The 22,266-nt window shown below is 33.7% G+C and carries 23 protein-coding genes; 9 read left to right on the top strand and 14 right to left on the bottom strand.

The features are described from left to right. Positions 1 to 6 precede the first annotated feature (6 nt). Both ade and tilS read right to left on the bottom strand, forming a co-directional pair. Complete coding sequence (gene ade / locus DKT72_RS01720) at positions 7 to 1,626, bottom strand: adenine deaminase (RefSeq protein ID WP_111306984.1); 1,620 nt, start codon at positions 1,624 to 1,626, stop codon at positions 7 to 9. A gap of 85 nt (positions 1,627 to 1,711) precedes the next feature. After that, positions 1,712 to 3,022: a tRNA lysidine(34) synthetase TilS gene (gene tilS / locus DKT72_RS01715; protein WP_111306983.1), complete on the bottom strand. Its 1,311-nt coding sequence runs from the start codon at positions 3,020 to 3,022 to the stop codon at positions 1,712 to 1,714. Positions 3,023 to 3,146: 124 nt separating this feature from the next. Here tilS and DKT72_RS01710 point away from each other — a divergent pair, with 124 nt between their 5' ends. Continuing rightward, positions 3,147 to 3,839 (top strand): hypothetical protein, encoded by a 693-nt coding sequence (locus DKT72_RS01710; RefSeq protein WP_111306982.1) that lies wholly within the window; start codon positions 3,147 to 3,149, stop codon positions 3,837 to 3,839. On the opposite strand, the gene DKT72_RS01705 is transcribed toward DKT72_RS01710, so the two are convergent. From DKT72_RS01705 to DKT72_RS01690, 4 genes are all read right to left on the bottom strand, one after another. Continuing rightward, the gene (locus DKT72_RS01705) at positions 3,836 to 5,128 is read right to left on the bottom strand and encodes an anthranilate synthase component I family protein (protein WP_111306981.1); all 1,293 of its coding nucleotides are present in this window, start codon (positions 5,126 to 5,128) and stop codon (positions 3,836 to 3,838) included. The genes DKT72_RS01710 and DKT72_RS01705 overlap by 4 nt on opposite strands. Before the next feature lie 194 nt (positions 5,129 to 5,322). Further along, positions 5,323 to 6,027, bottom strand: a complete 705-nt coding sequence (locus tag DKT72_RS01700) for a hypothetical protein (protein WP_162623214.1) — start codon at positions 6,025 to 6,027, stop codon at positions 5,323 to 5,325. 117 nt (positions 6,028 to 6,144) lie between these two features. Next, positions 6,145 to 6,621: a T6SS immunity protein Tdi1 domain-containing protein gene (locus DKT72_RS01695; protein ID WP_111306979.1), complete on the bottom strand. Its 477-nt coding sequence runs from the start codon at positions 6,619 to 6,621 to the stop codon at positions 6,145 to 6,147. A gap of 162 nt (positions 6,622 to 6,783) precedes the next feature. Beyond that, positions 6,784 to 7,140, bottom strand: coding sequence for a hypothetical protein (locus DKT72_RS01690; RefSeq protein ID WP_162623213.1), 357 nt, complete (start codon positions 7,138 to 7,140; stop codon positions 6,784 to 6,786). Positions 7,141 to 7,536: 396 nt separating this feature from the next. On the opposite strand from DKT72_RS01690, the gene DKT72_RS01685 reads away from it, so the two are divergent. Together DKT72_RS01685 and DKT72_RS01680 are read left to right on the top strand one after the other, a co-directional pair. Next, on the top strand, positions 7,537 to 8,244 hold the full coding sequence (locus DKT72_RS01685; RefSeq protein ID WP_111306977.1) for a hypothetical protein: 708 nt from the start codon (positions 7,537 to 7,539) through the stop codon (positions 8,242 to 8,244). A gap of 333 nt (positions 8,245 to 8,577) precedes the next feature. Continuing rightward, the gene (locus DKT72_RS01680; RefSeq protein ID WP_111306976.1) at positions 8,578 to 9,471 is read left to right on the top strand and encodes an aldose 1-epimerase family protein; all 894 of its coding nucleotides are present in this window, start codon (positions 8,578 to 8,580) and stop codon (positions 9,469 to 9,471) included. 151 nt (positions 9,472 to 9,622) lie between these two features. Here DKT72_RS01680 and DKT72_RS01675 read toward each other — a convergent pair whose 3' ends face one another. Beyond that, positions 9,623 to 10,951 carry a HEPN domain-containing protein gene (locus tag DKT72_RS01675; RefSeq protein ID WP_111306975.1) on the bottom strand — a complete coding sequence of 443 codons (1,329 nt, stop codon included), beginning with the start codon at positions 10,949 to 10,951 and terminating at the stop codon, positions 9,623 to 9,625. A gap of 227 nt (positions 10,952 to 11,178) precedes the next feature. Between DKT72_RS01675 and DKT72_RS01670 the strand changes: the two genes are divergently transcribed. Together DKT72_RS01670 and DKT72_RS01665 are read left to right on the top strand one after the other, a co-directional pair. After that, positions 11,179 to 12,525 carry a DEAD/DEAH box helicase gene (locus DKT72_RS01670; RefSeq protein WP_111307049.1) on the top strand — a complete coding sequence of 449 codons (1,347 nt, stop codon included), beginning with the start codon at positions 11,179 to 11,181 and terminating at the stop codon, positions 12,523 to 12,525. A 65-nt stretch (positions 12,526 to 12,590) separates the two neighbouring features. Beyond that, positions 12,591 to 13,370, top strand: coding sequence for a S1/P1 nuclease (locus tag DKT72_RS01665; RefSeq protein WP_111306974.1), 780 nt, complete (start codon positions 12,591 to 12,593; stop codon positions 13,368 to 13,370). 4 nt (positions 13,371 to 13,374) lie between these two features. On the opposite strand, the gene DKT72_RS01660 is transcribed toward DKT72_RS01665, so the two are convergent. From DKT72_RS01660 to DKT72_RS01645, 4 genes are all read right to left on the bottom strand, one after another. Then, positions 13,375 to 13,719, bottom strand: coding sequence for a TfoX/Sxy family protein (locus tag DKT72_RS01660; RefSeq protein ID WP_111306973.1), 345 nt, complete (start codon positions 13,717 to 13,719; stop codon positions 13,375 to 13,377). Positions 13,720 to 13,732: 13 nt separating this feature from the next. Further along, positions 13,733 to 13,939: a YdeI/OmpD-associated family protein gene (locus DKT72_RS01655; RefSeq protein ID WP_262510058.1), complete on the bottom strand. Its 207-nt coding sequence runs from the start codon at positions 13,937 to 13,939 to the stop codon at positions 13,733 to 13,735. A gap of 189 nt (positions 13,940 to 14,128) precedes the next feature. Beyond that, entirely contained in the window at positions 14,129 to 14,680 is a 552-nt protein-coding gene (locus DKT72_RS01650) for a putative antibiotic biosynthesis monooxygenase (protein ID WP_111306971.1), read from the bottom strand. Positions 14,681 to 14,740: 60 nt separating this feature from the next. Further along, positions 14,741 to 16,039, bottom strand: coding sequence for an SGNH/GDSL hydrolase family protein (locus DKT72_RS01645; protein WP_111306970.1), 1,299 nt, complete (start codon positions 16,037 to 16,039; stop codon positions 14,741 to 14,743). Positions 16,040 to 16,298: 259 nt separating this feature from the next. Between DKT72_RS01645 and DKT72_RS01640 the strand changes: the two genes are divergently transcribed. Further along, positions 16,299 to 17,066, top strand: a complete 768-nt coding sequence (locus tag DKT72_RS01640; RefSeq protein WP_111306969.1) for a threonine/serine exporter family protein — start codon at positions 16,299 to 16,301, stop codon at positions 17,064 to 17,066. Between the two features lie 9 nt (positions 17,067 to 17,075). Beyond that, positions 17,076 to 17,564 carry a threonine/serine exporter family protein gene (locus tag DKT72_RS01635; RefSeq protein ID WP_111306968.1) on the top strand — a complete coding sequence of 163 codons (489 nt, stop codon included), beginning with the start codon at positions 17,076 to 17,078 and terminating at the stop codon, positions 17,562 to 17,564. 64 nt (positions 17,565 to 17,628) lie between these two features. Here the strand turns inward: DKT72_RS01635 and DKT72_RS01630 are convergent, their stop codons facing one another. Further along, positions 17,629 to 18,030, bottom strand: a complete 402-nt coding sequence (locus tag DKT72_RS01630) for a MotA/TolQ/ExbB proton channel family protein (protein WP_111306967.1) — start codon at positions 18,028 to 18,030, stop codon at positions 17,629 to 17,631. 10 nt (positions 18,031 to 18,040) lie between these two features. After that, on the bottom strand, positions 18,041 to 19,381 hold the full coding sequence (locus DKT72_RS01625) for a serine hydrolase domain-containing protein (RefSeq protein ID WP_162623212.1): 1,341 nt from the start codon (positions 19,379 to 19,381) through the stop codon (positions 18,041 to 18,043). A 189-nt stretch (positions 19,382 to 19,570) separates the two neighbouring features. Between DKT72_RS01625 and DKT72_RS01620 the strand changes: the two genes are divergently transcribed. Both DKT72_RS01620 and DKT72_RS01615 read left to right on the top strand, forming a co-directional pair. Then, a complete protein-coding gene (locus tag DKT72_RS01620; RefSeq protein WP_111307048.1) occupies positions 19,571 to 20,623 on the top strand; it encodes a sensor histidine kinase in 1,053 nt (350 codons plus the stop codon). After that, entirely contained in the window at positions 20,624 to 21,340 is a 717-nt protein-coding gene (locus DKT72_RS01615; protein WP_111306965.1) for a LytR/AlgR family response regulator transcription factor, read from the top strand. A gap of 33 nt (positions 21,341 to 21,373) precedes the next feature. Here the strand turns inward: DKT72_RS01615 and DKT72_RS01610 are convergent, their stop codons facing one another. Then, positions 21,374 to 22,210 carry a hypothetical protein gene (locus DKT72_RS01610; protein ID WP_111306964.1) on the bottom strand — a complete coding sequence of 279 codons (837 nt, stop codon included), beginning with the start codon at positions 22,208 to 22,210 and terminating at the stop codon, positions 21,374 to 21,376. Positions 22,211 to 22,266 lie beyond the last annotated feature (56 nt).

Raw genomic sequence — 22,266 nt, 5'->3', positions numbered from 1 at the left:
TATAATTTAGGTTTGTAGGTTTACAAAGTTAAAATCTTTACCATTAAAAAGGCCTTGGTCGCTTAATTTTAATGAGGGAATGACCAACAATGCCATAAAAGACAAAGTCATGTAAGGTGCGTTGAGCTTAGATGCCAAACTTTTGGCCATTGCATCGAGTTCAGCATATTGCAACCCGACCGTTTTTCCATCTTTATCACTCATAATGCCAGCGACAGGAAGCGGTAATATTTTTTCTTCGGAATTCGAAACCGCACAAATACCTCCTTTATTTTCAATTAATAAGTTAACTGCTTTACAAATCGCTTCATCGGAAACGCCAACAGCTATTATATTATGGGAATCATGTCCAACCGAGGATGCTATAGCCCCTTCTTTTAATCCGAAATTCTTAATAAAAGCGATGGCTGGTTTGTTATCATTGTATCGATTGACGACAGTCATTTTTAAAATATCGGTTTCTATATTAGAAATTAAATGACCATTCTCAATAGTAGCCTTTTCAATCAGTTCATTGGTAACTAACTGACCTTCTAAAGCTTCTATCACCCTGATTTTTTCTTTTAAAGCTTCCACTTTAAAAGCTTCCACGTTCTTTTTATTGGTGTTGAAATTATTCAGATTTTCAAAAGAAACTGTTTCAATAAATGATTTTCCTTTATCAAAAACCAATTCGCCATCTATGTAGGTTTGTACTGTTTTGAAATTTATTAAATCTTCAACCACAATAAAATCGGCAGCATCTCCTGCTTGCAACAAACCGACATTTAAATTGTAATGCTTTACAGGATTTATACATGCCGCTTGCAACACTTTAAACACATCCATGCCTTTTGCAATGGCTCTGGCACATAATTTATTGATATGGTCAATGATTAAATCGTCTGGATGCTTATCATCACTACAAAACATCATATTTTCGAAGTGTTCTGGTAGCAAATCAATAAGGGCCTCAAAATTTTTAGCAGCACTCCCCTCTCGAATCAACACTTTCATGCCTTTTTGAAGTTTTTCTAAAGCTTCTTCATAAGTAAAACATTCGTGATCGGTAGTGATACCTGCACGAATATATTTTGAAAGATTGTCACCTCGTAAATCTGGCGCATGTCCATCGATGGGTTTATTATAGTGTTTTGCCCAAGCTATTTTTTTCATTACTTCGGCATCATCAAATAAGACGCCTGGGTAATTCATCATTTCGGTTAAATACTTAATATCAGGGTTTTCAAGAAGTGTTTTAATGGCATCAGAATCTATGACCGCTCCAGCAGATTCAAAAGTGGTGGCTGGTACGCACGATGGTGCCCCAAAATTAAATTTGAAAGGAACTTTTTTACCGTTTTCAATCATGAAACGCACACCTTCAACACCCAACACATTAGCAATTTCATGTGGATCGGAGACGGTGGCAACCGTTCCATGTGCCACAGCCAATTTGGCAAATTCACTAGGCACTAGCATGGAGCTTTCAATATGAATATGGGCATCAACAAAACCAGGCAGGATATAATGATTTTCATCGTTGGCTTTCTCAACAATAGCAACAATTTTCCCGTTTTCAAAAGTAATGTCTCCTTTGAAAATGCGTTTGTTTGGTATGTCGACAATGTTGCCTTGTAGTTTCATAATATTTTAGCCCCTAATTTCACGAATTTACACCAAGTGAAAATTTATTTTAATTCAATGCCCCTACTCAGCCCAGTATGACAAACTATTTCAATTCAATCTTCAAAACACGTTTCGTATTTTCAGTGACTTTAAAACGATTATCGGCGCGTTTTCCAATAACCCAAACAATGTCGTCTCCTGAACATAGCAACCAAGTATGTTCTTTATCCAGCAACGACAATTTTTCGTCCTTAAAATACTTGCTGAGTTTCTTTTTACCAGACATTCCTAATGGAAAAAACACATCGCCTTCTTTCCATTTTCTGACAATTAATGGAAATTTCAATTTTGATTTGTCAACATACATGCTTTGTTTTGATGCTTCTGAAATGGCTTCCACTTCATCAAAAAGCAACACCCCTAAAGGCATATCGACTTTTTTATCTGTTTCTGAAATCCGTATACTTTCGGATGCTTCAACAGCTATTTCACTTAGTAATAAATACGCTCTATCCTTAATAAGCCGCCACTGTTCTGAAAACAGTTGTTTGCCTGATTGAGCATCTAATAAGCTGAGCACGTCATTCCATTCCGTAAAACCAAAGTCCTTAAAAACCTCAAATAAATAGGCTTTGGGATTGTTTTTGCTTTTAAATTCTGAAATTTTAAACTTTGCTACGTTGTTGTCTGCAATATCGAGAGCTCTATTTAAAAATTCATCAATACTTTCTTCAATAATGCCTTGGGATTCCTGTAAATGATTAATGGTATTCTCAAAACTTTGTAACAAACTCGGATTCATATGCTTTAAAATGGGAATCACATCATGCCTGAGTTTATTACGTACATATTTTGTGGAGGCATTACTACTATCGTCTCGCCAAGTTATATGGTGATCTTTGGCATAAGCTTCAATATCCTCTCTGGAAAATGGCAAAAGCGGTCTGATGAATAGCCCATTGATTTCTGGAATTCCCGTTAAACCTTCCAGCCCCGTACCTCTAGTCAGATTGATTAAAAAAGTTTCCAGATTATCATCGGCATGATGGGCTGTTAAAATATAATCGAAATGCAACTGTTCAGCTAGCTCCACAAACCAATGATAGCGCAATTCCCGTGCCGCCACTTGAATGGATTTTTTATGTTCTTCGGCATAGGCATTTGTATCAAAACTTTCTACAAAAACCTCTAAATCTAAATCTTCTGCCAATTGTAAAACAAAATCTTCATCACCATCACTTTCATAACCTCGCAAATTAAAATTACAATGTGCAAAAGCAATATGTAATTGAGATTGTTTACATAAATGCGCCAACACCACACTATCTATCCCACCAGAAATGGCAATCAATATTTTTTTGTCCTTCAAAAAAGGAAATTTAGACTTTATATGGTCTTGAAACTTGCTTAACATATTTCAAATATACAATATTGCCGTTTGAAACTAAGTGGGTTTTCGGCTTAAAAATGACTTAAATCATAATTTTCAACCACAAAAATTCCGTATCTTTTAACTGTCAATTTAAATAAACGATGTTATGAGCACTTTAGAAAAAATAATCGATAGAAAAACGCAAACAGCTTTCAATAAAAAAGTCGTGTCTGCTAGCCAACATTTACATCCTTATGTAAAACACAGATTATACATTGCCGAATCTACAGGCATTCTTCCAAAAAATATGTATGCTTCCAACGGTATTGTTGATGAAAGTATTGCCAAATTTTACGAAGATGGGTATGATATTGATTGGAGTACTAACACCATAAAATTGAAACTTTTCTACAATGTTAACAGAGTACTGGATGCTACTTACAAAGTAGAAGCTTTCCACAAAAATACGGTAAGTACCAACTCTATTTTAGAAGAAGAATTAGATGGGTTGGATGAACGATATACCATTGATGATGATTGGGATTTTATTATGGCTGAAGATTTACAAGACATCTCATACCATCAAAATAACAACCGTAAACATCTTTTTATTTACGATGATAACGAATCATCTATTTTAAATGCCTTCGAAATTAAAAATGTACCTAAAAGTCAATCTAAAAAAGTGTTGGGAAGCCTTTACAGTTGGTTACCTGTAAATATTTCGAATGTGGTCGATTTATTTGTATTTGGAAAATTATCATTTAACGAAATTGCCGAAGTTAAACAGATGGAACCCCAGAGAGTTGAAATGATTTTTGAAGAAATCATTAAAAACTTCAAAGATCATATCGATTAATGCTCCAAAACCTCACGCATGGCTTTGGCTTTCAATAAACATTCCTCATATTCCTTTAATGGGTCACTCTTTGCGGTAATGGCACCACCAACGGAATAGGATACATATTGTTTAGTTTCATTATATAAAATACTACGAATCACCACATTAAAATCAAAATCATTGTTTGGTAAAAAATAACCCACCGCCCCAGAATAGAGTCCGCGCTTGGTATCTTCCAAGGCTTCAATAATTTTCATGGCTGAAATTTTTGGAGCTCCGGTCATGCTTCCCATGGGGAAGGTACTTTTAATAATATCAACTGGATGTGTATCTGTTTCCACTTCCGAAGTGACTGTAGAAATCATTTGATGTACTTGTTTAAAGGTATAAACTTGGCATAATTCTTCTACATTCACGGTGCCCTTAATAGCCGTTTTAGATAAATCGTTTCTTATTAAATCGACTATCATGGTGTTTTCACTGCGCTCTTTGTCACTTACTGCCAAATCAAATTTTAATTGTTCATCTTCTTCTGGATGATCCGACCTTTTGGCTGTGCCTTTTATGGGTTGCGATACTACACGTGTTCCCTCTTTTTTTAAATAGCGTTCGGGCGATGCCGATAACAAATATTTATCTGTACATTTTAAAAACGTCGCGAATGGTGGTTTTGAGATACTATTCAGTTTTAAATAGGTTTCTAACGGATTAATGCTGGTGTCTTCGGCATAAAACTCTTGGCAAAAATTAGCTTCATACACATCGCCACGGTGAATATGCGCTAGAAGATTATTGACTTTATCGAAGTAGTCATCTTTGTGGATTCTTAGCTTGATTTTAATAGAATGGTTTAATTGTGGAGTTGTTGAGTCGTTTAATCGTTCTATGGCCTCTAAATCAGCTTGCAACTCATCATCAACAGCATTTAAATATTGGATTTCAAGGGTATTGCCTTTAAATAAAAACAGTTTTTTAGGTTGAAAAAAATAGAGGTCTGGAAACAGTAACCCGTCAAAATTATTCGAACTCAACGTTTCTACATCGTTCTTTAAATCGTAGGTTAGGTAACCGAAAATCCAGTCGTTGGTACTAGTTTGGTATTCTTTTAATTTCTCAAACCCATCTTGATAATCTGTTTGAATGCTTGTAAAAGCATCTACAGCCAATACCGCATCGTAATTGGAATATTTTTGCTCGTAATGGTTGGAATCTAACCATACAATATCATCAAATTGTTGGCTCCATAATAATAATTGATGCTTAAAAGCTTCGGTGTCCGAAATGGTATGGGTGTACTGCGTTCTCAATCAAAAAATTTATGCCGCAAAGTTAGTTAGAATCCTTAAAAAATTAAGAATTTTACGTTATAGTTTCATGATTGCCTGCGTGGGTGCGGTTTGCAGTACAGCCACTTTTGCCATTGTTAAATCAGGATGACCGCACGACGAGAACTTTGTTTCAAAACCAGTCTAAAAAGACTTTTTTTTAGACTAGTTCTTTGTTAGCCACTGGCTTTTTCCGTTACTTTATTCACTTTCACATAAAACCAAGGCGAAGGTTCAAATCCGTTTTTCTCGTCATTCATATATTCCACCATTTCAGTCCATTTATCATTTTCGTTAATCAGTCCGAATTCGTTTATTTCAATTCCAAACTTTTCGATTAAGTCACTTGCTAAATCGTGACAATGAAAACTATGAAATTCACTACTACCTTCAATTCCGATTAAATCGTAGCCTAAAGTCAGTTCGTCTTTGCTTTCTGTTATTCCTTTTTTTAAGTTTTTAAAAAGTCCGATTTCACCAAAACTCGTCTTTTCAGGATTGAATAAATTTAGTAATTCGGTTCTTTCTGATTCGGGAAAATTAATACTCAATATTTCACTTTCTGCTTTAGGAAAAAACGAACTTTTATATTCGGTTAAGGTTTCTAAATCGGCAAATGTGCAAATCCATCCAATTTTGTTTTCCTCCATTTTTTTATCCGTCCAATTCTGAATTTCTTTAATCAGCTTTTCATTAAGATTAAAATCCGTTTTGGTTTCTGAACTAACATTTTTCCCGTTATCAGCCCACGAAATCGACCAGGTATCAAAAAAGGAATCGTTGATACAAGTGCTACAAGTATACAATTTTTTTCCTTCGTAAGTTCCAAAATTGGAATCACGAAGTTTAATTAAATAATATGCTCCAATGTAGTATCTCAATGTTTTTTTCACCTTGTGTCTAACGCTTCGTATAAGAATAGTGCGTAGTTTGTGTGCGAGGATTTTCCGTAGGAAAATCGGAAGCAATGAACTATACACGGTGTTGTAAAACGTTTTTTATTCAGTTGTTTTTATATTGATTTTTGTTCCGTCTGGTAAATCTTTAATCTGTTTATGAATTTGTCCGCTTAATTCGAAATGAACTTCAATGTCCGTTAATTCAAAATTTTCAGGTTCATATTCTCCACCTAAAACTGGTAATTTTTTATATCCGTATAGATGTTTGTCAGTTAGCTGAAGTCCGTTTTCTTTTAACTTTTCTACAAGTCCAATTAAAAACCATTCATCGACTTGTTCATTGTCTTTTAGTTTATCTTTAAATTGGTTAACGTTATCAGCTACTTTTTCAAAAACTCCTTCTCCAACGTTCAGCCAATAACAAACACCGTTTTTGTCAGCAAGAAATAAATCTCCAATACTTGATATTAAAATCGGTTTTTTATCCGTTCCGATTAACCAACTCCAACTTTCGGTCAGGCGGTTTTGGTCAATGTGATTAAAGTCGACTTTTAAGTCATTCCAAGTAATTTTCATTCAGTTTTTAAATGTTTTACAACGTTGATGTATAAGGATAGTTGCGTGTTTTTGTGCGAGGATTTTCCGAAGGAAAATCAGAAGCTAGCAAACGGGCAACTAACATTGGTTTAGCTAAAACTAGCAATTTTTTATATATTGTGTTGTGTACCGTTTTTTAATTTACAAAATAAAATAAATAAACCCTATACAGACATTAATTAGAACACAAACTAAACCCAAAATAAACTTCCAATCTGGTCTAACTCCAACGGAAATCAAATATAAAATTAAAACAAGTATTCCATAAAAACAAGGTCCAATAATATACATAAATCCACCGTGACCAATACTTGCTGGCATATCTGCATTCAAGGCTATTACAATTGAGAGTATAATGGATATAAAAATTGCCATTCCCATAAGAATGGTTACTGATGTATATGGTTTGTTTTTATTGTCATCATTCAGTTGTCCTTTAGCTGAAATGATTGGATATAAAATAAAAACCACTAAAATTCCGAATAATAAATAGTTCAAATCTTAATTATTTAAGGTTTTCTCAAATGGTGTACAACAATCAGATATAAACAATTGTCTATATCCACCTTATGTAAAGGTATCCAAAAGTAGATAAAACACTTACATAAATCATTTTTATTACCTTATTTCATTAAACTTGAATTAGTTACCCAAAACATGTAAAGGGCATACAAATGCGTTGTATATAGTTGTTCTGGTAAGGGTCATGTTTTGAACAAGTCCATAACAAGTCCATAACAGGTCTATAACAAGTCCATATTAAATATGGACTTGTTATGTATTTTATATGGATTAATTATGTACTTTTATCGAACCTGTGCAAGCGTTCTACCCAAAAAAGAAAGATCTTGGCGGTGACAAAATAAGTATCAACCTTATTTAAAACTTTATATTATGGCTAAACCAATACAAAATGGCACACTAAATGGTGCTATTGGCAACATCGTATTTGTAAACAGGGGCGGTTATACCTATGCACGTACCAAACCCGCCAAAATAAAGCAGAACGCTAGCACCAAGGCGGCCGCCAGTACCTTTGGCTGGGTGAGCCAACAGGATAAAAAATTCAGGTTTGCATTGGCTCAGGGTTATACTTTGATAACGGACAGCTATTATGCGGCAAGGCACCGCGCTAGTATGGCAAAGGCACTAAATGCTAACGCCACTACGGCTTCCCTAACCGTGAACATGCCACAGGCACTGGAGGGGTTTGAGTTCAACAGCCAAGTGCCTTGGGCTAAGACCTGCCATTTTTATGTAGAATTCACTCAAGGAAGCAACAATACGGTGGAATGCCGCATCCCTGCTCTCACCTTGGGACAGAACATAAAACCGCCCAAAGCGGTGCGCAGCGCTAACCTACAACTGCATGCCTTTATGGTGGATCCCAATAAACCCGACATCGATTTGACGCCCATAAGCAGCCATGAGCTATCACTACAGCCCCTTAAGACGGTGCCTGAGGCACTGTGGGGTTTTAACACGCCTTCTGAAACTGGCTGGCTCGTAGTACTCGGCACCATCACTTTTGAGTTTAGGCAGGCGCCTGTGGCTACCACTTTGCGGGGATGTTCAACCTATCTTTTTGCGAAGGTGCTGTAATATTTATCAAGAAATTTAGTTCATGTAACCGCTCTGTATTAATTTTAGGCGTTCATTATATGATCGTGATGGGGACAATAGCACGGGCTGACTAAAAATAAAATGCATTCCTACGCAGGCAGGAATCCAAAAAGAACATATAAGGCAATAAATAAGTGGATTCCTGCCTGCGCAGGAATGACAAACAACCTAAATGTCACTTTGAGTGAATTTGCGAAGAGCAACGTAGCAAATTTGTATCGAGAAGCTCGTTAAACTAAGGTTCTCGATACAATTCGCTTAGGGCGAATCACTCGAACTGACAGCAGTATTTAAAATAAAACTCCAATTACCATGCAATACACCATAAAAAACTCCCAACTCAACATAGCCATTAAAAAAACAGGTGCTGAGCTTTGCAGCATCCAATCCGTGAAAAACCACACGCAGTTTATGTGGGATGCCGACAGTTCGGTTTGGGGCAATCATGCGCCGAATCTGTTCCCGATTATTGGTGCATTAAAAGAGGATACCTATATTTTTGAAGGCAAAGCCTATAACTTGCCAAAGCATGGTTTTATAAGGGGCAATACCGATTTTGAAGTCCACGAACACACCGAAACCAGCCTCACGCTTAAATTAAGGTATAGCGACGCCACACTAAAAACATATCCGTTTAAGTTTGAGTTTTACATGACTTACAAGCTTACTGATAACAAATTGGATATCATCCATACCGTTAAAAATCTAGATGATAAACCCCTATATTTTTCTGTGGGCGGACACCCTGCTTTTAAATGCCCCGTTTTTGAAGATGAGAATTATGATGACTATTTTTTAGAATTCGAACACCCCGAAAACTCTAAAACGCACTTGATTAATACGTATAATGGATTGATTTCCAGCAACACAAAACCCATTTTCAATAATACCAACATACTGCCATTAACCCACGAGTTGTTTAACGACGATGCGCTTATTTTTAAAGATTTAAAATCGAAACAAGTGAGTTTAAAAAGCAACAAACATGGTACTATATTGACAGTGAGCTACCCAGATTTTGAGTATTTAGGTATTTGGGCCAAACCCACTGGTAATTATGTGTGTATTGAACCTTGGTTGGGTATTGCTGATAGTGAAGCTACTGACCAAGAGTTTATCACTAAGGAAGGGATTTTGAGTTTGGGGGCTGGAGATACTTTTGAGGTTGGGTATTGGGTTGAAGTTGATGTGAAGCTTTTAAGTTAAATGTTAATACTTTTAGGTTATGCTTATCTTTCCTGCGCTTGTGGCTGCTGATGAATTCGAAGACGAATATTTTCGGCTAAACGATAATACTATTAAAAATGATAATTCCACTAAATTCCGCAATAGCCACAAACGTCTGTTGAATGAAGTGTTAATATGCGTCTAGAATTGCGTCGTCTATTTCTTTTAATATTTCAGATTTTTGTCTGTGTTTATAACTTTTCTCAATTAATTTGCCAATTAAAGTTTGTATTGTGACTTGTAAATTTCTCAAATCGTCTATTTCAAAATCCTTTTCTAGAGCGTGATGTACATATGAACTTCTAATTTCGTACATTTTTTTTATTAGATTAATTAAATTTAATCTTTCTTCTCTTTTTGAATGGACAATTTTTGAGCAATAACGAGTTAGACTTTCTAAAATGTTTGCTTGAGAATTTGGAACTAATAAAGATTCCATCACAGTAAAAAGTTCTACAATTCTTTGGTTCAGATTTGTAGTAGTCAGAGCTTTTGCTAATCGTCGAATTGCATTAATTATAAGGTTTTGTAACTCTGTATTTTCGTCGCTTAATCGATAAATAAAACTATTAAAGAAATCAAGATTTCTCATTGATAAGCGTTTTCTATAATCCTCTGTTAATTGATGATAGTTAGGAATTCTCTTTGATATAATACTAATATCGTTTTGCTTATTGATATTACTTACTAAAGTTTCAGCACTAAATGATTCTAATAATCTAGAATCTATATCAAAACTAATTTTAGTCTTCGGATCATCAATTGTATCACTACAAATCTTAATTATATCAATCGATAAACTACATTCTTTTAAAGCTAATTCAATAGCTCTATCTTTTTCTGCTCTCATTACACAAGAAGCAAAAACTTTCTTCCTATATTTCTTATTAAACTGACTTATAGATTCTGCATTTTGACGAACATTGTCTTCAACAAAAAAATTACTTTCAAGTTTTGATATTTCAACTTTGCCAATTTTAAGTGGTTTGAAAATTTCTAAATTTTCTACAGAAAAATAAATTTTATATTCTTTAATTTCTTTTTCAATATTGTCTACAAGAAAATCAGAAAAGTTTCCTTCTGTTCTATTTTCGCTATGTGATTTAATGAGATATCTAAATACCAAATCATAGAGAAATTTTCTACTTACTAATGAATGAATTTCGGAAGTTTTATAAACTGTGTCAATGAATTTTTCGTAACGTTTATAAACATCATTTTTTAATTCACGACAATACTTTTCATCACAATGCTTAATTGAAACAATCTCCGAGCCAAGTTTTTCAGTTGTTATAAATGGAACAATCACTTTATCAGACAAATCAATAATATCATCATCTACGTCAAAAGGCACATAATCTAATTTCTTGATTGGTGAAAAATCAGTAATTTCAACTAAAGAAATAATTTCATAAATTTCCTTATCTAAATAGTCTTGCCTTTTATTTGGAATATTCATAATTTAAAATTACTCTAGATTCTTGATTCTGCGGAAACATTTCTGCCAATGACTTAGATAAAGTTCAGTTTTAATGAGCTTTATGCGATAAGCGAAGTTAGTTTTTCAAAAAATAATAATCAATAATCTTAGTAAGAATTCACCTAAAACTTATAAACAAACTATTTTAAACACGGTTTATCAACTAAAAAATAATAAACGTAACTTTGCCAGCTAAACAAAGAATAGTGACTTTTCAAGATTTAAATTTAAATACACCGCTTTATAACGCCTTAGACGATTTAGGTTTTACAACGCCCACACCCATACAAGAACAAGCCTTTAATGTGGTGAGTTCTGGTAAAGATGTGGTTGGTATTGCGCAAACAGGTACCGGAAAAACCTTTGCCTACATGCTGCCTATTCTTAAAAACCTACCCTTTTCTACGCAAGAAAATCCGCGTGTGTTGGTGTTGGTACCAACTCGTGAGTTGGTGGTACAAGTGGTTGAAGAAATTGAAAAACTCTCTAAATACATAAATACCCGTGTTTTGGGTGTGTATGGTGGTACCAATATCAATACCCAAAAGCAAGCGATTGCCCAAGGTTTGGATATTTTGGTGGCTACGCCCGGTCGGTTTTATGATTTGGCGTTGAGCCGTGTGTTGCAAGTCAAGTCCATTCAGAAATTAGTGATAGATGAAGTCGATGTGATGCTGGATTTAGGATTTAGACATCAGCTTATTAATATTTTCGATATTCTGCCAGAACGCCGACAAAACATCATGTTTTCGGCAACCATGACTGAAGATGTCGATGATTTAATTAACGACTTTTTTAAAGGCCCCGAGCAAGTTTCTATTGCGGTTTCTGGTACGCCGTTGGAGAATATTGCGCAATATCGTTATAGTGTCCCCAATTTTTACACCAAAGTGAATCTGTTATTTGATTTGCTACAAGACAAAGAACGTTTTAATAAAACCTTGATTTTTGTGGCGAATAAAAAAATGGCTGACCGCTTATTTGAAAAGTTGGATGAGCAGTTTCATGACGAACTCTGCGTGATCCATTCCAACAAAACACAAAATTACCGTTTACGAAGTATCGAGCAGTTTAGAACGGGCGAAAACCGTATTTTAGTAGCTACCGATATTATGGCGCGTGGTTTGGATATTGACAACGTATCGCATGTTATTAATTTTGATACGCCACACTATCCTGAAAACTATATGCACCGTATTGGTAGAACGGGACGTGCCGAACGTGAAGGAGAAGCGCTTGTTTTTACCACAGAAAGTGACGAGGAAGCCATTGCAAACATAGAGCGTTTGATGAATATGCAGATTCCTGTATTGGAGTTTCCTGAAGATGTCGAGGTATCAGACCAATTGATTGAAGAGGAACGTCCGCAAATAAAAGAGCGCAACAATCCCGATAGAAAACCTGAAGATGTCGGGCCTGCATTTCATGAAAAATCTGAAAAGAATAAAAAGGAAAATTTAGGTGGTTCGTATAAATTTAAAATTGCCGCGAAGTACAAAAAGCCTAAAACCCGAGGCGATAAAAATTATAATAAACGGAATAAGAAGAAGTAGTTTACAGTCTCCGTTTTCAGTAACTGTTTGCTGTAATTAATTATAAATAATAAAAATAAATCCATATGAAAACTAAGCTTTTAATAACTTTTATTTTAAGTGTTCTCATAACTTTTCCATCTCATGCTACCCCTATATGGGGACCAACGGGACATAGAACGGTGGGAGAAATTGCTGATTCTTATTTAAATTCAAGAACAAAAAGGAAACTAAAAAAATTGCTGGATAGCGAATCTTTAGCTTTTGTTTCAACATTTGGCGATGAAATAAAATCAGACGACCGATACGATAAGTTTTATAACTGGCATTTTATCAATATGCCTTTAGATGCTACGTATGATGTCTCAAAAAGAGACCCAAAAGGTGATTTAGTCAGTGGCATTGAATTTTGTATTGGTATTATTAAAGATAAAAATACATCAGATGTTGATAAAGCCTTTTATTTAAAATTACTCGTTCACTTTATTGGAGACTTACACCAACCCATGCATGTGGGTCTTGCTGAAGATAAAGGAGGGAATGACTTTAAATTGCAGTGGTTTAATAAAGACACCAATTTACATAGTGTTTGGGATAGTAAAATGATTGAAGATTATGGCATGAGCTATTCTGAATTAGCAAAAAATGCTGACTATTTATCTAAAGAGGAGGTAAAAAACATTCAAAAAGGAACTGTTATCGATTGGGCAAATGACACACATAAACTGAGTCAAGTGGTTTACAATTCTGCTAAGCCAGGTGAAAATTTACGATATGAATACTCTTATAAGTATTTTGGCATATTAAGATCGCAACTTCAAATCGCTGGCATCCGATTGGCTAAAATTTTGAATGATTTGTTTTAAGTAATTATTTCTTTTTGGAAGATTTGGCTTCGTTGTTAAAATCTAAACACAAATTAATCCAATACTCAAAATCTTGTTTCGTTTTAAATCCTTCAGGACTTACATAGCAATAACCTTTATATTCCCTACCCTTCATTACCATGGGCTGATAACCCATTTTTGATGCCACTTCCTCAATGGTTTTAGGATTAAAACGACACATTAAATTGTCTCCACTCACATTGATACACATTTTGTCGTTTATCATAAATGCGAGTCCACCAAACATGTTTTTTTCTTCTATGTTTTTGTTTGTAGATTCTGTTAAATATTCTCTGACTCTGTCTGCAAGTTGGATGTTGTAAGCCATAGTTTTAATTTTTTTAAAGTGTATCCCTACCTATAAATCGTTCTTTACCTAATAAAAATTTGATTGCCCGTTTTATATTTATTTCAAGTGTTTTTTCCGTTTTAATATTTGCCAAATATCTTATGATTTCCAATCTCATTGAAGCCGATAAATTGTCGAAAATCACTTTAGCTTCGTGATTTTCGTTTAATGCCATTACAAAATTATCTGGTGGTTTTATTTCCCTACTTTTAGAATCAAAATTTATTGTTACTTCAATTATTCCTCATATTCTTTTAGGTGACTTTTTTAACATACTTGTATTTATATAAAGTCTCCAAGCACCATTATATTTGACTAATGTTTGCCGATAGTTTTTTTCATTTACAGTTCCAAATATTGGAATAGGTCTTTTATTTCTTTTGCTAATTTAATTATACAACCATTTCTTAATCAGTTTAGTATACTGTGGCATCACCACATAAACCATCAATAAAACAATAAGCCCTGAAATAAAAAAAGCCTCAATAAATCGGTTTTGCGGCATATGTAACATTCTAAACAAAGGAGACACCAAAGACGACATGAGTAAAGACAGTGGATAAATAGCCGACCATGTTACCAGAAATTGTTTCCAACTTACAGGTGGTTTTGACTTTTCGGCTTCCGATACAAACAAAAAATCCAATCCACTATTTATATAATAATGATCGTCTTTAGCAAAGAGCGGTTTTACTTTTTCAATGAATCGTTTCCGGTCTTGAGAATCCATCCAATTTTTGAGATTTTCAATAGTATCAAATCTTATAATAACGGTATAAATAAATGTTAAGTTAGGAATGGGACGAATGATCTGCCAATCGATATGTCCGGGATAGCTTTTACAAATAGGAGCAATGTCGTTTAGCCATGCTTCGTATTGCTGATGTTTACCATCTAAAATGTGATGAGATATTACGACAGAAGCGCCTTGTTTTTCCATATAAAATCATATTAATTACTCAAGTAAAGTTAATTAATATGATTTATTTTTAATACTATCTTATTGAAACAATCCCAAATCGACGTATTCCCCCATTAACTTATAGCCTAATTCATTAGGGTGTAGAAAATCGCCTGAATGCGCATTCGGCAAAATAACTGATGGATTTTCAGGATCGCTCATCGCTTTATCAAAATCAATAACGGCATCAAAATATCCACTGTTTCTTATCCAATCGTTCACTTTATTTCTCACAGGTTCTCTAAAATCTTTATAATAAAACGATTTATCAATGGGCAAAATGGTAGCACCGTAAACAAGAATGTTTTGTGCATGGGCCTGATCTATCATCTTTTTATAAGCTGCAATTAAACCATCTCCAACCCTTGCTGCTGACACGCTATCGCGAGTACCTCCAAGATCATTAACGCCTATTAGTATTATGAGCCATTTAACGCCATGTTGTTTTAGAACATCCCTATCGAACCTGTTTAATGCGGTAGGTCCCAAACCGCCTCGAAGCACAGCATTTCCTCCAATTCCCATATTCAGAACCCCTACTTGCTTTGTTGCAGGGTTTTTAAGAAGTCGCTCCGATAAAACATCTGGCCATCTATTTTGCTTATTCGTTCCAGAACCTCGCCCATCGGTAATGGAATTTCCTAGAATAGCAATGGCTTTGGCCCCTTCTGGTGCTTTTACATCCATCCCGCTAATAACATACCAATGGTCTGTTTTGACCGCTTCATTAAAATCTGGTTCTGAAATTTTATTGCCGTCATATAAAAAAGATGTAGTACGAGAGCCTGGGTGACCCGTAACATCTGGTGATGTGTCCCCAAAATAAATGCTTATGGCTACATCCATTCTTGGCATTAATTTAAAAGCTATTGGATCGGATGTCATGGTCGTCCCAGGTTGCATCGTCACTGCTGAATTTCCATGAAAGGTTATATTTTTAATGGTATTAGGATCTATAACACTACTATCTTTTGATACGGCTATTTGCACGGCATTCATAGTAACGGGTGATTTACTGAATTCATTATTAAATCGTAACCTCACACTATCGCCCCCAATTGACACTCTTACTATTTGACGTATGGTATTATTGGATAACCCTGGTGCTGGTGGCATATTGTTCGGTTCTACAAGTTGTGGGGCTGTACCCCAAGTACCAACCCATACTTTACTTAAACCTGAATCGGTAATACTCGTACTTTTAGCAGGTTTATAACTCGAACAATTAAAAAGTATAAAAATAAATAGAAACAGAAAAAAAGAGTTTGAGAATAACTGTTTTAATAATAAAACGTCTTTCCTTAATTTGCTTGATAAGGCTTGTGGTTTAAAATGCATATTTAGTTTTTAGTGGTAAATAAAAGTAGCCTATCGGTTTAAAATGTATATTAAATAAATTAACTTATCCTTTTAAAAATTGAACATTTTTATATTTATTTGATTAAAAAAACACGTATATATTTCAAAAACACGCTTTATCGTTACGGAAAGTGATGATTATTTTGAGTATTTTTTTCCGTCTTTTAAAAAAATTTAAAGACCTTTAAATAGATAAACATACCTGAAACCCGTAAATTTACATCCAATTTTTAAATCGATGGATTCTTCAAAAGAACTTATAAAAACAGTGGATTTACTTTTAGATATTTCATCAGTTTTGATGGTATCTGGAGCGAATACATCTCGAGTAAATTTAAGTATAGACAGATTTGCTTCAGCTCTAAATTTTAAAGCATCTTGTTTTATAAGTCATAAAAGTATTATTATGACTTTATATGAAGAACACACTACGCTAAGTTGTACCAGGGTTAAAAATATTCCGCCACATGCTATTAATTTTTCAATCATTTCAGCCATAAGTAAGGCCAGTTGGAATGCTGTAGAAGAACGTTGGACTTTAAGTCAAATAGAAAGAGAAATTGAAATCATAAAAAAACAAACCAGATACCCTAAACTAGTGGTGCTTATGGCTGTTAGTTTGGCCGGTTCTGGGTTTTGTAAAATTTTTAATGGCGATTATTTTAATATGGGCGTGGCTTTTATTAGCACTTTTATTGGATTGCTTATTTTTCAATTAACGCATAAAGAAAAATTTAATGTATATCTCCGTATTTATTTCGCATCCCTTATAGCTTCTATAGTGGCAGCGACAGGTATTATTTTCCATATTGGAGAAAATCCCCAAACAGCTTTGGCAACATCTATTTTGTTTTTGGTGCCTGGGGTTGCTTTGATAAATTCGTTTACAGATCTTTTAGAGAATAACATCATTAATGGTATGGTTAGGTTTACAACAGGTTTAATGACCGTACTTGCCATTGCATTAGGGCTTTTTATTACAATGCTGTTATTTCAATTAAATTAAACAATAAATATGCTAACAACCCTTTTAAATTTACTGGAAGTTGCCGTTTGGTCTGGGATTGCAGCCTTAGGCTTCGGTATCTTATTCAACATACCGAGAAGTACCATTTTCACTGTTTTTATGCTGGGTTTTGCGGCAGGTTTCATAAAATTTACCCTCATACATTTTCACATCCACATTGTATTAGCCACCTTTATCGCCGTATTTGTTATTGGCATTATTTGCATGCCCATTGCCCATAAAATACATCATCCACCTGTGGTATTTTGTATTCCGCCAGCAATCCCCATGATACCAGGATATTTTGCCTACGAAACTGTTTTGTCTGTCATGAATTTTCTTTTTATGGAAGACAATAGTACCAAAAGAGCTGACCTTATAGACGCTATTTTCACGAATGGGTTTACCATGTTTTTTATATTGATTTCTATAACAATAGGTATTTCTTTACCGATGTTATTATTAAGAAAAAGTAGCGTTAAGAAGTTGGGGGATTAAATTTAAAAACAAAAGACTGTTTTAAAAAACAGCCTTTTTATGCAAAATATATGATTAAAAACTACTAAGCTTTTTTAATCCCTTTCAAAATAACCATTCCAATTCTGGAAACAATAAAGGTAAATGTGCCAAATAGCATGGTTAAAAAGGTCACTTTTAAACCTCCTGCCATCTTAGACATATCACCCGATCCATCTACAGTATCAAAGGCCGTAATTAGCCCTATTATGGATGCCAAAACTCCCAAAACCAATCCTAATAAACTCATCTCAGACACCAAAGAAATCATTTTTTTAAACTTGGCTTCGTTCTTATTTAAACTTAAGGCTGCTCTAATTAAAAAGAAAATGGACAGTAATAAAGAAATTAAAATAAGGGACATAAAAAATGGCCCACCTTCATGGAATCTTTGAACAAATACATTTCCCCTTGAAGAATTTTGAGTAATAAGAAATAATGTTTTCATAATTATAAATTTACTGTTTTTTAGTTAATGTTTTTGGATCCATACCTGCTTGCGAAAAAATTAAAGTTTTATTTTCTATATCAAACTTTAAATGAATTCCAAATTGTTCATTTACAAACTCATCTTTATTTATGGCTTTTAATGGAAATAATACATTAGGATTTGGTCCACCTTTAAGAAATTTACCATCAGCTACAAAAGTAAAAGCTACCTTATCATTCTCGATATAAGTTTCATATTCTCCAGCTATTATCTGTATCTGTTCCTCTGTTAACTCTATAGTTGGTGTGTTATCCATAGACTTTATCAAATCTTTATTTTGACTTGCTAAAAAGCCATTACTAGCAATAATGTCCATTGGATAATCTAAAGCATTGGTTAGTAGTACAATGGTCATTTTTTCCTTAGGAATATAAGCCACCTTTGACCTAAACCCATCTATACTTCCCTCATGCCCATATGCATCTTGACCATACATTTCTCCTTTCATTATACCAGATCCATATGGGAAATTTTTAATGTTAATCATTTTAGAAAAACTTTCTGAAGACATTAATCCTCCATTAAATAACGCTTCATAAAATTTAACTAGGTCATATGGTGAAGCTACTATACCACCAGCCCCACCAGGAACACTCATATCTGTTTCTTCGGATAATGTTGGCTCACCTTTATTATAGTTATAAGAAGAACACTCATTATTTGTTGCATTAATTTTACGTCCATAGTAGGTGCTTTTAAGACCTAGTTTATCTGCAATTCTTTTTTGAAGCGATTCTGCATAAGTCATTTTATCTATATCTTCAATTATGTAGCCCAAAAGGATAAAATTAGTATTAGAGTATTCGCTTTTTTCATTAGGCTTAAAAACCCCTGGATGTTTTTGCATCCTTTCCAACATCTCATTTCGGGTTGTTGTCTCCAAGTGCCATGTTTTAAAATCGGCATCTTTAGTAATTTCATATAAACCACTACTGTGAGTTACTAAATTTGCAATCGTAATATTTTCTGCATTTGGTATCTGAGGAAAATACTTTGAGAGTTTATCTGTTAGCTTTAATTTGCCTTCATCAACCAATTCATATACCATGGTCGCCGTATAAGTTTTCGTAATGGAGGCAATCCTGAATTTTGTTGCTTTTGTAATTGGTTGTTTACGACTGTCTACTACATTAGCATAGCCTATACTTTTATCGTAAATAATATGACCATTTTTAGAAACCACTATAGTTCCCATCATTTTATTATTGGTCGATAGGGTTTTAAAAAATGAATCCAACTTTTTAAAATTAGTGTTTTGGGCATCAGATAGACTAACAATAAAAAAGAATATTAAAAATAACTGCTTCATAAATTGTAATTTTAAGATTGGTATTACAAATCTATACAGTATCATGTCTCAAAAATTTCTAATGCGACAGATAACCAATTTAGCTATTTAAATAACATGATGTCAAAACAATTGCTAAATTGGTTATTCGTCTACAAAAAACAAAATAGCTTAAAAATTGTGCTATCATTGTATAGATATTTGGTAAATATGCTAACAAGACAATTCATATTAAAAAAAATAGGTCAGCTAGTGTTACACTCGTTGTTTTGGTGTGGCGTTCTTTTGTTTTACACTTATTTTTTTGGTTTTGATAGTACCAATTTCAACTACATCTTATCCTTCTCTTTATTTTTAATGCCTATTACCATTATTACTACTTATGTGTTTATTTATAAAGTAATTCCTGAGTATCTCATACAAAAACGTTATTTTCTCTTTGGTTTATACAGCTTGTACACGCTCATTATTTCTGCTTATCTTATTGTTGTTTCTGTTTTTTATGGATTGATTTATCTATCAGATTTTCAATATGCAAATATGGCGCCTATCAGCAGAAATATATTGTTTGTTGGTACTGCGGTGTATCTTGTTGTTATTATTGTGAGTGCTTTTAAATTATTGAAATTGAACTTAAAACACACTGAAAAAACGAAAAAATTAGAAACCAAAATTCTTGAAACACAATTAAAATTAAAAGAGCAGGAACTGAATTATCTCAAAATGCAAATTCATCCACACTTTTTGTTCAACACCTTAAACACCATGTATGGTTTTGCTTTAAAAAAGGCCGATGAAACTCCTGAAATGATATTAAAACTATCCAATTTATTGGATTATTTATTATACAAGATTGACAAACCTTTTGTGCTTTTAACGGATGAAATCAATTATATAAAAGATTATATAGAGCTTGAAAAAATGCGATTTAATGATACTTTGGATATTCGTTTTAAATGTAATAATATTTCGGAATCCGTTAAAATTGCACCTATGCTACTATTGACATTTGTTGAAAACAGCTTTAAGCATGGCAGATTAAAGAACAGTCTGCTCTCTATTAAAATTAATTTATCTTGTACTTCGGAAAGTATTCTTTTTTCAATAGAAAATACGACTTCTAAAAGTGAAAGCACAAATAAAGGCATTGGATTGATGAATTTACAAAAGCGATTGGACATGCTTTACAAAGACCAATACCATTTAAAAATTGATGATTCTGAAACTGTTTTTAAGGTAAATCTAGAACTAAAACACATTTAATTGCAAGCTCAAAAAAACATATCGTGCTTAATTGTAGATGACGAGGCCATCGCGAGAGATATTATTGCGACCCATATTTCAAAAATTGAAAATATAAGTATTGTGGCCAGTTGTAGCAATGCCATGGAAGCTTTTAACATTATTAGCAGTCACCCTATTGATTTATTGTTTTTAGATATCAACATGCCCGAGATTTCAGGAATTTCATTTGCCAAATCTATAAACAAAGACATTAAAATTATCTTCACAACCGCCTATCGCGATTATGCTGTGGAAGGTTTTGAACTTAAAGCCGTCGATTATTTACTAAAACCCATTTCTTTTGAACGGTTACTGAAAAGTATTAATACCTATTTTGAAGTCTATGGACTATCTAAAACACAAAATGAAAAACTTAGCGACACTACCAATTTTATGTTTGTGCGGTCTGATAGGCGCATGCTGAAAATAGATTTTGAAGCTATTATTTACATGGAGAGTTTTAGTGATTATATTAAAATCCATTTAGCCAATGAAACTATTATTACCCGCGAAACTATTAGTGCGATTGAAGCCAAACTACCAAAGAAGCAATTTTTAAGAATCCATCGTTCTTATATTATTTCCATTCCGCATATCAATGCTTTCACCAACGAACATGTTGAAATTAATAACAAAGCGTTGACGATTAGTCGAAGTTATAAAAAAGAGGTTTTGGAAAGGTTGGAACAATATTAATTAACTTAGTTTGACACAAAAAAGTGTCATTAATTAATTTGTTTTATACAAATCATATTTAGCCAGTTCTATCTCAACAATAGCTTTCCATGCCTCTTGTGTTTTATTTTTTGAACCGTGCTCAGTTTCATAATCATAATCATTTTGACGTTTTTGCCATTCTGTTTTAATTTGCTCAAAAATAATATTAGATTTACTGGAATTACTAGCAGTAACATTAGCATCAATTAAAGCCTTTCTCAACATTCGTGTATAAATTTCAGTAATATCAAAATGAATTTGTTCTTGATTTAAAACATAATCATTTCTCCCTTCTGGCAACACCCAACTGCCATGATTATAAAACATATTTGTCACGAAAAGTTTTCCGTCCTTAAATGGATTTAAGCTTTCAGATTCAAATCCAATAGCAGAATTTGTAACTGCGAGGGCATTAGGAAAATCAATTGTATTTGGTTCTCCTTTAAAATCATCCCAAGTTAATTTCCTATCTGATGTCCATTCTATCTGCGTTTCATATTTTTTCACATTTACCGCATAATAAATAGTTGCCCATAATCTATCACAAGAGCTCAATCTATCTGCAGGCTTATGCTTTGTTAACTTTATTAAATTAGCACCAGACTGTTTTGCTAAAGCCTTTAAATTAAGGATATTTTCATAATAAGAACAATTATTGGAAAATCCATTATCTATAGCTTTGATGTCTCCTATTTTCTCTTCTGATATGATTTGGTCATCCATAATGTCAAGTACCACAACCAATTCTTTCTCAGAAAGTGCCGGTAATTGTTTAGTTACTGCGCTCCTTAATTTGGGCGCACATGAAACTATACAAATAAGAAGAAAAATTGTTAATGCATTTTTCATATTGAGATTTTTTTAATTGAAAAAGCAACCTGAGAAAGGTTGCTTCTAAATATAAA

The organism is Confluentibacter sediminis, from assembly GCF_003258355.1.
In the GTDB taxonomy this organism is placed as follows: Bacteria; Bacteroidota; Bacteroidia; order Flavobacteriales; family Flavobacteriaceae; genus Confluentibacter; species Confluentibacter sediminis.
This window is presented reverse-complemented; position numbering and strand designations above follow the sequence as displayed.